This window comes from Rhodoligotrophos defluvii (assembly GCF_005281615.1).
GTDB classification, from domain to species: domain Bacteria; phylum Pseudomonadota; class Alphaproteobacteria; order Rhizobiales; family Im1; genus Rhodoligotrophos; species Rhodoligotrophos defluvii.
Genome location: NZ_SZZM01000008.1, coordinates 169,627 through 183,651 on the forward strand (window position 1 = coordinate 169,627; position 14,025 = coordinate 183,651).

13 protein-coding genes are annotated in these 14,025 nt (G+C 63.6%); 10 read left to right on the forward strand and 3 right to left on the reverse strand.

What is annotated here, in order from left to right:
• Positions 1 to 144 precede the first annotated feature (144 nt).
• Both E4P09_RS24470 and E4P09_RS24475 read left to right on the forward strand, forming a co-directional pair.
• Positions 145 to 870, forward strand: coding sequence for a hypothetical protein (locus tag E4P09_RS24470; protein ID WP_137392275.1), 726 nt, complete (start codon positions 145 to 147; stop codon positions 868 to 870).
• A gap of 34 nt (positions 871 to 904) precedes the next feature.
• Positions 905 to 1,798, forward strand: a complete 894-nt coding sequence (locus tag E4P09_RS24475; RefSeq protein ID WP_205042293.1) for an enhanced serine sensitivity protein SseB C-terminal domain-containing protein — start codon at positions 905 to 907, stop codon at positions 1,796 to 1,798.
• A 36-nt stretch (positions 1,799 to 1,834) separates the two neighbouring features.
• On the opposite strand, the gene E4P09_RS24480 is transcribed toward E4P09_RS24475, so the two are convergent.
• Both E4P09_RS24480 and E4P09_RS24485 read right to left on the reverse strand, forming a co-directional pair.
• On the reverse strand, positions 1,835 to 2,968 hold the full coding sequence (locus E4P09_RS24480) for a M20/M25/M40 family metallo-hydrolase (protein WP_137392277.1): 1,134 nt from the start codon (positions 2,966 to 2,968) through the stop codon (positions 1,835 to 1,837).
• A gap of 64 nt (positions 2,969 to 3,032) precedes the next feature.
• Complete coding sequence (locus tag E4P09_RS24485; RefSeq protein WP_170984627.1) at positions 3,033 to 3,965, reverse strand: FadR/GntR family transcriptional regulator; 933 nt, start codon at positions 3,963 to 3,965, stop codon at positions 3,033 to 3,035.
• A 270-nt stretch (positions 3,966 to 4,235) separates the two neighbouring features.
• On the opposite strand from E4P09_RS24485, the gene E4P09_RS24490 reads away from it, so the two are divergent.
• The 8 genes from E4P09_RS24490 to dusA all read left to right on the forward strand — a co-directional run bounded on the left by E4P09_RS24490 (position 4,236) and on the right by dusA (position 13,154).
• Positions 4,236 to 5,321: an ABC transporter ATP-binding protein gene (locus tag E4P09_RS24490; RefSeq protein WP_137392279.1), complete on the forward strand. Its 1,086-nt coding sequence runs from the start codon at positions 4,236 to 4,238 to the stop codon at positions 5,319 to 5,321.
• Positions 5,322 to 5,324: 3 nt separating this feature from the next.
• Complete coding sequence (locus tag E4P09_RS24495) at positions 5,325 to 6,185, forward strand: ABC transporter permease (RefSeq protein ID WP_137392280.1); 861 nt, start codon at positions 5,325 to 5,327, stop codon at positions 6,183 to 6,185.
• The gene (locus E4P09_RS24500) at positions 6,182 to 7,003 is read left to right on the forward strand and encodes an ABC transporter permease (RefSeq protein WP_137392281.1); all 822 of its coding nucleotides are present in this window, start codon (positions 6,182 to 6,184) and stop codon (positions 7,001 to 7,003) included. The genes E4P09_RS24495 and E4P09_RS24500 overlap by 4 nt, the downstream gene beginning before the upstream one ends.
• Positions 7,003 to 8,145, forward strand: coding sequence for an extracellular solute-binding protein (locus tag E4P09_RS24505; RefSeq protein WP_137392282.1), 1,143 nt, complete (start codon positions 7,003 to 7,005; stop codon positions 8,143 to 8,145). Before E4P09_RS24500 ends, E4P09_RS24505 begins: the two co-directional genes overlap by 1 nt.
• Positions 8,146 to 8,230: 85 nt before the next feature.
• A complete protein-coding gene (locus E4P09_RS24510) occupies positions 8,231 to 9,484 on the forward strand; it encodes a M24 family metallopeptidase (RefSeq protein WP_170984628.1) in 1,254 nt (417 codons plus the stop codon).
• Positions 9,485 to 9,498: 14 nt separating this feature from the next.
• Entirely contained in the window at positions 9,499 to 10,800 is a 1,302-nt protein-coding gene (locus E4P09_RS24515) for an NAD(P)/FAD-dependent oxidoreductase (protein WP_137392347.1), read from the forward strand.
• A 347-nt stretch (positions 10,801 to 11,147) separates the two neighbouring features.
• The gene (locus E4P09_RS24520; protein WP_137392284.1) at positions 11,148 to 11,621 is read left to right on the forward strand and encodes a hypothetical protein; all 474 of its coding nucleotides are present in this window, start codon (positions 11,148 to 11,150) and stop codon (positions 11,619 to 11,621) included.
• 456 nt (positions 11,622 to 12,077) lie between these two features.
• Positions 12,078 to 13,154 carry a tRNA dihydrouridine(20/20a) synthase DusA gene (gene dusA, locus E4P09_RS24525; protein ID WP_137392285.1) on the forward strand — a complete coding sequence of 359 codons (1,077 nt, stop codon included), beginning with the start codon at positions 12,078 to 12,080 and terminating at the stop codon, positions 13,152 to 13,154.
• Here dusA and E4P09_RS24530 read toward each other — a convergent pair.
• Positions 13,084 to 14,013, reverse strand: coding sequence for a DUF817 domain-containing protein (locus E4P09_RS24530; RefSeq protein WP_137392286.1), 930 nt, complete (start codon positions 14,011 to 14,013; stop codon positions 13,084 to 13,086). The genes dusA and E4P09_RS24530 overlap by 71 nt on opposite strands.
• Positions 14,014 to 14,025: the final 12 nt, after the last annotated feature.

Below are 14,025 nucleotides of genomic sequence, written 5' to 3' on the forward strand. Positions count from 1 at the left end.
GTTTTCTTAGTCTCTTAATCGGCGGACATAATCCGCCGGCAAGAGCCGCCCGGCGGGCGAGGATTGCTGGCTCTCCGATCGAGGGGGAGGGGGCGCCCATCATCAATCGGTGGCTTCGATCTCCTCATCCGAGAGAAGCCGGAGATGGCCATCCTTCAGGCTCTTGAGCTGGTAGAAATGGCCCGGTTTTCCGGGATCACATATGATCGCCCGGATTTCGAACCGATCCTTAGGCCCGCTCAGCCGAACCAGGTCTCCGGAGGCCAGTCTCACAATCTGACCGACTTGAAATTGCGTGCGCAGCATTCGTACCCCGCCAGGAAGTCTGCCTGTTGGAATGCTCATCCCGTGCGTGGGATGCAACGGGGCGTAGCCGGCTCGGCGGAGGTGTGTCCAAACAAGACGCCCGCGATCGCAATCCCATCGCGCCTTTTAACTGCGGCCTGCTCTGCTGGTTCCAAGACCGCCCATCACACGGGGCGAGCGATCGCTGGGGGCGCCCGCGTAGAGACCTTCGGCGGCGCGTTGCTCAGTGTGAGCCAACCTGCTGCATTCGGGCCGGCCCGAATTTTGCAAGAATTTCTGCGTACCGACGCCGGCGCATTCCGATCCGCCGCGCAGCGGTCGGTCAAACCATCGCCAATTGCCCAGCGCTTCTCAATGTCAGCCTCGCACGACCATCACCACACCGGAGACGACTCTTCTTCAGGCCCGCTCGTGGACCGCAAGTGTCTTTGCCAGGGCTATCCCCGCTGCACGCTTGCCAGCCACGAAGTTCTGTTGGCGCAAATCATAGGCTGCCGCTGGTGCCGGCGCGTCTATGTCTATGCCAGCGGGCGCGAGGTGGTGGAAGGGCCGGGAGAGGCATAGACAACCGGGGTGTCTCGCCGCCGGCTCGGCGCAGGTGATCGGAGACATTGTCGCCGCGGATTTTCCATGCAGGCGGCCAATTCCCGTCACGCGGACTATCCACGTTGGCTTCAGGCTGCTTGCAACCGCGGTCGGGCTGCGCGGGCAGGCCGCACAAATTTACCACTCCAGGACGAGGCCGAAGACGTTGACCCATGGTGCTGCCCCAAGCGAGCTTGAACGTTTGCTTGTGCAAGCGCGCGCGGATCCGTCGCAACAGAGCCGCCTCGGCCGGGAGCTGGCGAAATCCGACCTTTACGTGGCGCTTCCCGAGGCGCCAAAGCGTACGGGATCGCGCACTGTCCAGTGTGAAGAGGAACTCCGGATCCTGACCGTGCCTGGCCCGGGCGGCAGCCCCGTTCCGGCCGCTTTCACTTCAGAAGCGGGTTTGGCCGAAGTCTTCGGCTGCGGCGCCGGGTTCGTGAAGATGAAGGGCGACGTCCTGCTGAGCCTGCTGAGCGGCGGTGGCGTCATGATCAACCCTGGGCTGAGGCACACTGTCCATTGGACGGCGGCAGATCTGGCTGCCGTGCTAGGCCGTCCGGTGCAGCACGTCGTCGAAAGGGGGACCAAGTTTCTGCTGGGGATTCCCGGAGAATGGCCGGAGGCGCTGATCGCTCACCTTGCGCGCTGGCTCGATGACGACCCCAGAATCAACGAGGCCTGGCTGGCGCTTGCTCATTGGCCAGCAACTTGCGCCTGGTCGTGGTATCTCGACGTTCGGTCAGACGCTGACGGCGAAACGCTGAGCCATGCGCTTTCTGACGCAACGAAACAGCTCGATTTGGGAGATCGCCCCATCGACATGGTCGTGAACTCGCCAGACGAAGAGGAAGGGATCGGCATCAAGATCAAGCCGCTCCAGCCGCGAGGCGCGTTGGGAAATTAGCGTGTGGCGTGCCGGTCGGAGCCAGGCCGGCGGCGCTCACGAAAGCCTGTGCAGCAGCCCCGCCATCAGCCGGGTGCGCAGGGCAAGGCTCGGGATCTCGATATGCTCTTCCAGGGTGTGGTACCCGGCACCGCACAAACCAAGGCCATCCAAGGTCGGTATGCCGATCGCCCCGGTGAAGTTGCCATCCGACCCACCGCCCACGCTGCCGTGGGAAAGGGCGACGCCAAGGCTTTCGGCAATTTCCCGTGCCGCCTCGTACAAGGCCATGGTGCCGGCATCCGGCTCCCAGACCGGGCGTACCACCCCAAGCTCCACCTCCAACCGGGCCTCGCCATGGTTCCCGTTCAGCGCCAGCATGCGCGATATGCCCGTGTCGAGGTCGGCCTGCCGCTTGGCCATGCTCAACACTTCTGCCTCGCACGACGTGGAGACGCAGTTCACCCACTGTCCGCCCCGAATCACGCCGACGCTGAATGTGCAGTCGTCGGTCGTCATATCCTCGATCACAGCCACATGATCGGTCATGAGGCGGATCGCCGAGCGCCCTTCCTTCAAGGCGGCGCCCGCATGGCTGGGCCGGCCATGGGCCCGCAGATTGAAGCGGGCGATGGCATAGCGCCCGCTGGTCACGCCGCCGTCCTTCATGGCCGGCTCCGGCACCAGAACGAAACGAAACTGCTGGGCCGTGGCCTCGATCAGGGGCCGGGTGCTGGGGCTGCCGACCTCCTCGTCGGAGGTGAACAGAATTGAGACCGGCAGCGGCGTCTCCACGCCCTGCGCCTGCAATGCGGCAATCGCCTCCAGGGTGATCCGGCAGCCGCCCTTCATGTCGAGAATGCCGGGCCCATAGCAGCGGGGCCCCTCGATGCGGAACGGCAGCTTGGCCAGGGTACCTACCGGGTGCACCGTGTCGAGGTGGCCCATGACGAGCACGCCGGGCACTTGTCCGCGCCGGCCGTGGGGCAGATGGGCCAGCACGCAATCGCCGAAGCCGGCTTTTCCCGGGATGCGCTCAACCTCTGCGCCCAACGCCTGCAGATCCGCCGTGGCCAGGTCCATCATGCGATTGACGGACGTGGCATCGAAAGTCGGGCTCTCGCACTCGATCCAGGGTTTCAGCCGCTCGATCATGGCAAGAGGGTCGCAGGCGAGGGTGGAGACGTCCATGAGAGCGAGTCCTTCTTTGGTGCGCGACGAAATGGCGGATGGGATCGGGACACCCGCGGGCGGGTCAGGTTCGGGAGCCCTCGTTCGTCGAGGCGTCGTCGCTCGACGATGAGCCCGCTGGGTCTCCGTCCCCGGATTTGGGGGCGTGCCGATGAGGACGAGGATCGAATGCGCTCATGCCGGTCACCGTTGCCACGAGGTCGAGGCTGGCGGCCATGGACTGATCGATGATCGCCTGATGGAAGGCCATCTCCATATCCTCCACCATGCCGGCGGCCGTGCGGATATGGTCGAGCATCAAACTGGCCGCCCGCTTGGCATCGCGCGCTTCCAGGGCCTCGATGATCGCCACATGGGCATCGACCACGTGATGGGCGAAGGCCCGCTGCTCTCCCTGAACCACCGCCTTGGGTGTCACCATCGAATACAGGATATGGTTGGTGAAGATGCAGAAGAATCTCAGAAGCGCGTTGGGCACGCGATTGGCGATGATGTGGTGGAACTGCAGTTCAGCTGCCCGATGGGCGGCAGGATTGGACCGGCCCTCGAGGCCATCGCAGCACACCTTTATCGTCTGCCGCATCGCGGCGAAATCGCTCTCGGTCAGATGGTCGATGGCCGCGCGAACCATCACCGGCTCGAGCACCAGCCGTGCCTCGTAGATGGCCTCGGCGTTCAGGCCCTTGAAATAGAAGTAGGGCGTGAGAAGCTGCATTGCCCGGTCTTCCGGGACGCGTGTCAGTCGCGCGCCGCCATTAGGCCCGGTGACGATCTCAACCAGGCCCTGCACCTCCAGCGACTTGAGCGCCTCCCGCAAGGTGCCGCGGCTGCCGCCGAAGATCTCCATCAGTTCCTTTTCCTGCGGCAGCCGGTCGCCAGGCGCCTTTCCCGTCAGAAGCACCCAGCGCAGCAACTCTTCCGCGATCAGGTCAGATCGCTTTGCGCGCGTGCGCTGGCGCGCATAGCGCCCGACCGTCATGGTGCTGTTCGCCGTCACATCCCTCATCTCGCTCGCGCCCAAGTCGGAAGGGCAAGTTGCCTCGCTTTTCCGCCCCTGCCTACACCAAATACCCGAAACGCACCATCGTATTTATTATAATAAATAGCCTTGACATCACCCTCACCGCCGGCATGATTCAGCCCGAGAACGACAACCGATGCGGCCTGGTCCGGGCATGTGTCCCCTAACAACCATTGGCCGTTCCAGGCAACAGCGCGCTTTCATAGACACAGGAATGCCAACCACTACCGCCGAGAGCAGCCATAGATGAGGACCGACCGCCCATCTCGTGCAGGTCTGGCGGTGAGCCTGTCGGGCATCTCGAAATCGTTCGGCAGCACAGTCGTGCTCAGCGACTGCAATCTGGATGTGCAGGCCGGAAGCTTCGTGACGCTGCTTGGCGCCTCCGGTAGCGGCAAGACCACCCTGCTCAGGATCATCGCCGGCTTCCTTGCGCCTGATCGGGGCGAGGTGCGGTTCGATGGGCACTCGGTGTTGGGCATCCCTCCCCACAAGCGCGATATCGGCATGGTGTTTCAGAGCTATGCTCTCTTTCCGCACATGACGGTGTTCGACAATGTGGCTTACCCCTTGCGCATGCGCGGGACGAAGGCCGGCCTGCGCGCCCGGGTCAGCGACGTTCTGGACATGGTGCAGCTTAGCCAGTTCGCCGAGCGTATGCCCGCGGGCCTTTCGGGTGGGCAACGGCAGCGGGTCGCCATGGCGCGGGCCTTGGTGGCCAAGCCGCCGCTGGTCCTGCTCGATGAGCCGCTCAGCGCGCTGGACAAGGAGCTGCGGGAGCAGCTGCAGGTCGAGATCAAATCGATCCATCGGCAGGCCGGCACGACCTTCGTCAACGTGACCCATGACCAGGGCGAGGCCATGGGCATGTCCGACATGGTGGCGGTGATGGACAAAGGCCGCATTCAGCAGGCCGACCGTCCCGAGGATTTGTGGAACAAGCCGGCCAACGCGTTCGTGGCCCGTTTCCTCGGCGGGTCCAACCTGATCCGGGCGAAAGCCAATGGCGGTAACTATCTGCTGCCCGACGGCAAGGCTTTACGCGCGGGTGCAGGCGCGCAATCCGGGCTGGTGGAGCTCGCCTTCCGCCCCGAGACGGTGCGTTTAGCGGCAGAAGCGCTACCCGACGGCGATAGCGTCAACTGCCTCGATGGCCGCGTGGTGGAGACGATCTTTCTCGGCGAGGCGGTCCGGGTGGTGGTCGATGCAGCCGGCCAGGCCGTATCGGCACGCATTCCGGCGGGCGAAGCGGCTAGCCTGGCGCCGGGCAGCACCGTCCTTGTCCATTGGCCGGTGCAGGCCACCACGGCGCTGGCCGCGGAGGAGGTCTGAGCCATGAGCGGCGCCGGTGCTCAGCCCAGAAATGCTGCCGGTCCGGTGCTGCTGCTGCTCGCCCCGGCGGTCATCATCTATGCCGCCTTCTTCCTGTGGCCGACCGTGCAGATGCTGCTGCGCAGCGCCTATGTGGACGGCACCCTGTCCCTCGGCAATTATCGGGAACTGCTGTCGACCCCGCTCTATGGCAAGGTGATCTGGACCACCTTGCGGTTCTCGGTCATCACCACAGCCGTGTGCCTCGTTCTGGGGTACCCGCTGGCCATGCTGCTGGCGCGTGCCTCGGGTCTCACGCGTTTCCTGCTGCTGCTCGCGGTGACTACGCCTTATTGGCTGGATTACATCGTGCGCACCTATTCCTGGATGGTGATGCTCGGCCGCAACGGCATCGTCAACCAAGCCCTGGTTGCCCTTGGCCTGGTGCAGGTGCCGACCTCGCACCTTTCGTCCGACTTTGCCGTGCTGGTCGGCATGGTACAAGTGATGCTGCCGCTGATGGTGCTATGCCTCTATGCGGGCATGGCGCGGATCGATCCCGCGCTGCTTGACGCGGCTGCGGCGCACGGGGCCAGCGCCTTCGCGGCCTTCCGCACGGTGTTCCTGCCGCTCAGCATGCCCGGCGTGATCGCCGGATCGCTGCTCACCTTCGTGAACACGCTCGGCTTCTACATCACGCCCGCTCTGCTCGGCGGGCCGCAGCAGACGATGATCTCCCAGTCCATCGACACCCTGGCCAGCAAGCTTCTGGACTGGCCGCTCGCCTCGGCTCTGGCGGTGGTGCTGCTGGTCGTCACGGTGGGCCTCCTGGCTCTGTTCAACCGCTTCTTCGGCTTCGAGCGCCTGGCGGGGGCAGAGCCATGAGCAGGGGCGAACAGCAGGTCCTGTGGATCAGCAGCAGCCTGGTGCTGGGCTACCTGCTGTTTCCCGTGCTCGTCGTGGTGACGATCTCGTTCAGCGCGAGCAAGTTCCTCACCTTTCCGCCGCCTGGCCTGTCCCTGCAATGGTATCGCGAGCTTGCGAGCGGTGAATGGCTGCGCGCCTACTGGATCACGTTCCAGGTGGGCACCCTGGCGGCGCTGTTGTCGTCGGCCGTCGGCGTGCCGGCCGCCTTCGCTTTGGCGCGCCATACGTTCCGGCTCAAGGCGGCTTTCGAGTCCCTATTGATGGCGGCTCTGATCCTGCCCCCGATCATCAAGGCCATCTCGCTCTACCTGTTCTTCGTCCCACTCGGTTTGGTCAACACGGTGACCGGACTGGTGCTCGCCCATACGGTGACCGGTATCCCCTATGTGGTGCTGAACCTGCTCGCCAGCCTCAAGACCTACGACCCCGATCTCGAGCTGGCGGCGCGGATCCACGGTGCCTCGCCGCTCAGGGCGGTCACGACCGTCACCCTGCCGGTGCTGGCCCCCTCGCTCATCGTGGGCGCGGTGTTCGCCTTCCTTCAGTCAGCCCAGGAGCTGCTGGTGGCCATGTTCCTGCTAGGCACGGTCGAAAAGCCGCTGGCCGTGAAGCTTTGGGAAGGGGTGCGGATTTCGCTGCAGCCCACCATTGCCGCTGCCTCCACCACTCTGGTGCTGCTCGCGCTGCTGGCCTTTGCGGTCACGACCTTGGCGGCACGCCGGCGCAGCCCGGGCAGGGGTGTACCCATGATGATCAAAGCGAGGAGGGAGACGTGATGTTTGATGCTAACGAACAGAAAAAGGCCGCATCGATGCTGCGGCAGGTGCTGGAGGACACGAAAGGGCTGAGCCGCCGGCAGTTCCTCGGCGCGCTCGGCACGGCGGCAGCGGGATCGGCCCTGCTCGCCACCTTCCATGGCATGCTGGCCAGCCGGGCCCAGGCCGCCGATACGGTCACCACCATGGGCTGGGGCGGCGAGTGGGACGACCGGATCGCCGAGGCCTACTACAATCCCTATACCCAGAAATCGGGCACGGCGGTGAAAGTCATCCCGTATAGCACGCCCAAGGTGCTGGCCATGCACGAGGCCAATGCGATGGAGATCGATTTCATCCTGGGCGCAGGCCTCGACACGCCGATGTTCGTGGAAAAGGGTGTCTGTCAGAAGATCGACTGGAACGTGGTCGACAAGTCGGCGCTCACCCCCAACCAGCTGGCCTATGGCGATTATGCCATTGGCGGCAGCACCCTGTCTTATGTCATGGCCTATAACAAGAACCGCTGGCCCAATGGCGACCACCCCAAGACCTGGGCGGATTTCTGGGACGTCGAGACATTCCCCGGGCCGCGCGCCTTCGGCCGCTACACCGCCTATCCGACCATCGAGTTCGCCTTGCTTGCCGACGGCGTGCCCATGGACCAGCTATATCCGCTGGACGTGGACCGGGCGTTCCGCAGCCTCGACAAGATCAAGCCGCATATCGTGAGCTGGTGGGAGAGCGGCGGTCAGCAGCAGCAGATGATGGAGGACCAGGAGGTCGACCTGCTTTATGTCTGGAACGGTCGCGGCACGGTCACCATCCGCGACAATGGCGCGCCCTTCGCCTTCGAGTGGAACCAGGCGGCGTATCAGGGCGAGGTGGAGGCGTGGCTCGCCATGAAGGGTGGGCCGAACCCGACCGGCGCCATGCAGATCATGAACTGGCTTGGGCGCGCCGAGCCGCAGGCAGCCTTCGCCCGGCTGATGTATTACGGACCCACCAATCTCAAGGCTTACGACCTGCTCGATAAGGAACTGGCGGAAATCCTGCCGTCCTATCCCGCCAACCTGGAGAAGCAGTTCCATATCGACTGGAGCTGGTGGGCGAAGAACTACGAGGCGACGCAAAAACGCTTCGAGGAGTGGCTGCAGGCGTAAGACGGCGTGCTGCTGAATGCTCTCCGAAGACGGGCTCCGCGCGAGGGGGTGCGGAGCCCACACCTCAAATGGCTGGGGATCACCCATGGCAAACACAAGCGATTACAACGGCCTTGCGCCCGGCGCCTTTGAGGCGCTGTCCGACACGGCGACCGAGCTCGCCTTCGACCGCTCCGAATATCTCGACCGTATCCGCCGGGTCCGCGCGCTGATGGCCGAGGCGAAGATCGACGTGCTCTACGTGACCACGCCGGACCACGTCGCTTGGCTGCATGGGTACTACGCCAGCTGGTATAAGGCCAACGCGCCGATGCGCTATCCCCAGCTCTACGGCAGCGTGATCCATGTGGACCACGACGACTTCATCCATTTCGACAATCCAACCGAGCTGCCGGTCTTGGCAAAGTGCTCGATTTCCACCGACAATCGCTTCTTCAAGTCGCGCGAGGCTTCGGTCAATCTGCCCTTCATCATGGGCGAGCTGAAGGCCAAGGGCTGGCTCAACGGCACTGTCGGCATGGAATATTGGAGCTATGTGCCGAACCGCGCGATCTCGACCATGCTCGAAGGGGCGTTCCTGGCGGAAGGCACCCGGGTGGTGGATGCCAGCGCCATCCTGCGGCGTGCCCGCCGGGTGAAATCGCCGGCGGAAATCGCCACGATCGAGCAGGCGACGCGCTTTGCTGAGATTGGCATCGAGACGATCCGGCGCGAGCTCCGTCCCGGCATGACCGAGCTGGAACTGTTCGGCCTCACCACCGCCGCCATGATGAAGGCGGGCAGCGAATTTCCGGCCCTGATCCCTATTTTCAACGCGGTGCCGGTGCGCGACGGCCGGCCGGTGTCGTCGGGCCATTCGATGGCGGGACGCAAGGTGATCCAGGCGGGCGAGTTCCTCACCGCCGACCTGTGCGGCGTCCATAACCGCTATCATTCCAACATCATGCGCGGCTTTCTGCTGGGCGAGCCGACCAGGGACATGCTCGACATGTACGGGAAGGCCGCCGGCGTGTTCGACCTGTTCCGCAACGAGGTCAAGGCCGGCATGACCGTGCGCGAGGTGAACACCCTCATCCGCCGTTATCTTGCGGAGGTCGGGCTCTTGGACGGGGCGGGCTGGGTGCTCGGCTACGAGCTGGGCCTGAGCCTGCCGCCGGACTGGGTGGGCGATTTCTACTTCCACTATCAGGACGACAAGTATCTCGACCGGGTGTTCGAGGAAAACATGGTCACCAATCTGGAGAGCCTGTTCAACACCTGGCTGATCGACACCCTGGTCTATGAAAAGGACGGCGCACGCGTCCTGTCCAAGGTGCCGCTCGAGCTGATCGTCGTCTGAGGGCTCCCATGCCGATGGCCTCAGCAATCCCGGATCGTGGCGGGCCGCTGCCGCGCAGCCTCTATGCGGAGACGGCGCGGCCGCCGGTGCCCACGCCGCCACTGGATGGCGACTGCACCACCGACGTGGTCATCGTGGGGGGCGGCTATACCGGGCTTTCGGCCGCTCTGCATCTGGCGGAAAGGGGCATCGCCGCATTGGTGCTGGAGCGGCACGAGCCGGGCTGGGGCGCCTCGGGCCGCAACGGCGGTCAGGTCAATCCCGGGCTCTATCCCACGCCAGCCACGGTGATCGCCGATTTTGGCGAGGACTTGGGCCGGCGCATGTTGCAGCATGCCGCTGACGCCCCGAACCGGGTGTTCGCGCTGGTGGCGCACCATGCCATCGACTGCGAGGCCGCTCAGACCGGCACGCTTCGCATGGCCATAAACCGCCCAAGCCTCGCCCGGGCCGTCCGGTATTTCGAGGAGTGGCGGGAGCTGGTCGGCGAGGCCGAATGGCTGGATCGAAATGGCGCGGCGGCGGCATCGGGAACCGGACGCTACCCCGGCGGCATCCGCTTCGCCCAGGGGGGCAAGGTCAATCCGCTCGGCTATGCCCGCGGCCTGGCCGAGGCGGCGGTCTCGGCCGGCGCAAGGGTGCATGGCGCATCGCCCGCCATGGCGGCGGACAGGGCCGGGCCGCGCTGGGCCGTGCGCACGCCTTCCGGTACGGTGCGGGCGGAACGGCTGGTGCTGGCCACCAACGGCTACACGGACGGGCTGTGGCCCCGGCTTGCCCAGAGTATCGTGCCGGTCTACACCACGATCGTGGCGAGCGAGCCGCTGCGGCGGGAACTGGCGGTGAAGATCCTGCCTGCCGGATCCGTGCTGTATGAGACCGGCAATGTCACCATCTACTACCGGCTCGACCGCTGGGGCCGCCTGCTCATGGGTGGCCGCAGCCCCATGCGCGACGTTACCGCATTCGAGGATGCCCGCCATCTCATCACCTATGCGGAGCGGCTGTGGCCCGCGCTCACCGGCGTCAAGTGGAGCCATGTCTGGAATGGCCAGGTGGCGATCACGCCGGACCACCACATCCATATGCATGAGCCAGCCCCGAACGTGCATATCGCGCTCGGCTATAACGGCCGCGGCATTGCCATGGCCACGGCTCTGGGCGCTGTGCTCGCGCGCCGCATCGCCGGCGAGCCGCCAGAGACGCTGCCGATGCCGGTTACGGACGTGAAGCCCATCCCGCTGCACGGCCTGTGGAAACCGGCGACTGCTGCCCGGCTCGCCTATGGGCGGATCCGGGATTGGCTGGGCCTTTGAAGGCGGCTCACCACTGAATTTGCCCCGAGAGCGAGAGGTAGTGGTTCGTCTGGAGCGAGGCATATTCGAAGCCGTAGCCGATGGCGACGTGATGGGGGGCTTGGGGGCCTCGGCGGCGCCCTCGGTTTCGAAGGGCAGGCCCCTGGCGCCGAGGAAGGCGGAGGCGGCTAATGCGAACGGTGCCCCTCGCTTCGCAAGCTCATATCGCTTGCAGCCCGGGTTGAAGAATGGATAGAATATCGTTTAGCGCGGCCGGCGACAGCATTTCGCCAACAATTTTACTTACGCTGGACGCGTGGTACGAATATTGAGGTACATTTATTTAAGTTTAGTTTAAGGAGTTTACAATGTTATCAGAAATATGGAATAATGTGCAGAATTCAGTAAGAGAGATGGAGTTGTTGTTGCGGGAAGCGCCTTTATTTGTGCAGAAGTATAAAGATACACTTTCACCTGAACATTCGTCTAGAGTTCTGTTTTCTGACTTCGCGCATAAGATATCTGAGGCGTCCAATACATACCTAGATGGGATTAAATCTATTCATGGAGCGTTTGACTATCCAAGCAATGTAAAGGATTATCTAAATAATCACGTTTCTGTTGTAGAAAGAAATGTAGATAGTATAAATCTTATCAATAAGATATTAGATAGAAATAGCGGGATTTCAGAGCAGAATTTTGTGGAGTTTAGTAAATCTGTGCCTCATTCTGCTGGAATCATTGTTAGAGAATTTGGAAATATAAATAATATTGTAAATGATCACATAAATAACCTGCCAGATTCAGTGAATCATTTGAGTGATTCATTGCACACAAGCTAGAGCTTGAATCGAAGATCGACCGTTTAAGCCTTCCATTCTCCGCAGCCGCCCCCTCGGGCGGCTTTTTCTTTCTCAAGAGGTGACCACTTGATCGTGCGCAGCCCCTGTGCCCTTGTCCGACCGATCTGTTTAAGGCTGTGGCTGGTATACTTATCTATGGCATCAGCTAGGGCGGAAATCCTTTGACTTGGCAAACTTGATCGCGCCAGGCCCAGAAGGCTCCTTCCCCCGCTTCCTTATCCAGACCTGGGCGAGAGGGCGACGGTCAAAGGTTCGGCGTTCGCGGTGACGATACCCTCGCGCTTAATGGTGATTTGTGCAAGGTAAGCTGGCGAGCCGTCGCGGCGGGGCCGCTCAATGACGGTTCCCGTGTGTACGACATTTCTCCCGCCCGGTACAACATGTGTCGTACTGCGCATCAGAAACGGGAGCAAATGGCACGGAGAATGGATCGAAATGAGCAGCGCTGACCAGGTCTGTTTCCGCAGAAATGCGCCAGGATCGACGGATATCCGCCCCTGGCGGTTTGCCGTCGCACCCATGATGGAGTGGACCGACCGGCACTGCCGCTATTTCCTGCGGCTGATCTCGGCGCGCGCTCTGCTCTATACCGAAATGGTCACCGCCCAGGCGGTGATTCATGGGCATCGCGACCGGTTGCTCGGCTTCGATCCAGCGGAGCATCCGGTCGCCCTGCAGCTCGGCGGCTCCGATCCCGCCCTGCTGGCCGAAGCGGCCCGCATCGGCGCCGAGTTCGGCTATGACGAGGTCAACCTCAATGTGGGCTGCCCGTCGGACCGGGTGCAGTCCGGCCGGTTCGGCGCGTGCCTGATGGCCGAGCCGGAGCTGGTCGCGGACTGCATCGCGGCCATGCAAGCGGCCGTATCCGTGCCGGTCACGGTGAAGTGCCGCATCGGCATCGATGACCAGGACGAAGACGAGGCGCTCGACCGCTTCGTCGGCGCTGTCGCCCGGACCGGCTGCCGGCATTTCATCGTGCATGCACGCAAGGCTTGGCTCGAGGGCCTGAGCCCCAAGGAGAACCGCGAGATCCCGCCGCTGAACTACGGCCGCGTGCACCGGCTGAAGCAGGCCCGGCCGGACCTCACCATCTGCATCAATGGCGGGGTACAGAGCCTGGACGAGGCGGTGAGCCAACTCGCCCATGTGGACGGGGTGATGGTCGGCCGTGCCACCTACCAGAACCCCTATATGCTGGCCGAGGTCGACCGACGCATCTTCGGCACGGCAGCGCCCACTCTCTCACGGGAGGACGTGATCGAGCGCTTTCTGCCCTATGTTTCGCAGCAGCTGGCGAAGGGCACACCGCTCAAGGCCATGACCCGGCACATTCTCGGCCTGTTCAACGGCGTGCCCGGCGCGCGCGCCTGGCGCCGGCACCTGAGCGAGACTGCGCACAAGCCCGGCGCAGGCCTCGGGGTGATCGAAGACGCGCTGGCACTCACCCGTCGGCCGGAGCAGGCTGCGGGGCAAGCACCGGGCGCTCGCGCCGAAATGGCTGTGGCGGATTGACCAGGCTCACCAGCACATAGGAAATGATCATCAGCAGGAACCAGGAGCCGAGCTTGGCCGGTGCCACCATGCTCCATCCGTCCGCCTGGCTCGGATAGATCCAGGTGCGCGTCAGCGTGCCGAGGTTCTCGGCAAACCAGATGAACAAGGCCACCAGAGCGAAACCCAGAAGCAGCGGCATCCGCCGGTAATGGCGGTGGATCTTGAAATAGATCCAGCAGCGGCCGAACAGCACGGCGGTGATGGCGAACAGCGCCAGCCGCATGTCGGTTATGAAATGATGGGCGAAGAAGTTGACATAAATGGCTGTGGCGAGTGCCAATGTGGCCCATAGCGGCGGATGCGCGGTGAAGCGGAAGTCGAACAGCCGCCAGGCGCGGGCGATGTAACTGCCGACACAGGCATACATGAAGCCGGTGAACAGGGGGACGCCGCCGATGCGCAGGTAAGCGGGGTCCGGATAGATCCATGAGCCCTGGGCGGTCTTGAACAGCTCCATCACCGTGCCTACGACGTGATAGAGCAGGATGACCTTGGCCTCATCCAGGGTTTCCATGCGTGTAGCGATGAGCGCGACCTGTACGGTGATGGCGGCCAGAGTGAGAAAGTCGTAGCGAGGCAGCGCCGCCTCGTGGGGGTAGAACAGGGCGGTCCCGATCATCAGGGCCAGCATGATGCCGCCGAACAGGCAGGCCCAGGCCTGCTTGGCGCCAAAGCGCACGAATTCATAGGCGAAGACAGCGAGGCTGCCGCGCCGCTCCGCCCAGGCGGCAATCGCTGCATCGGTTGAAAGCAGCGCGGTGAGCACCGGCCAGTTGTAGACGGCGCTGCGCCGCTCGATGGGTGGAGGAGGGGACATGGAGGGACGAGC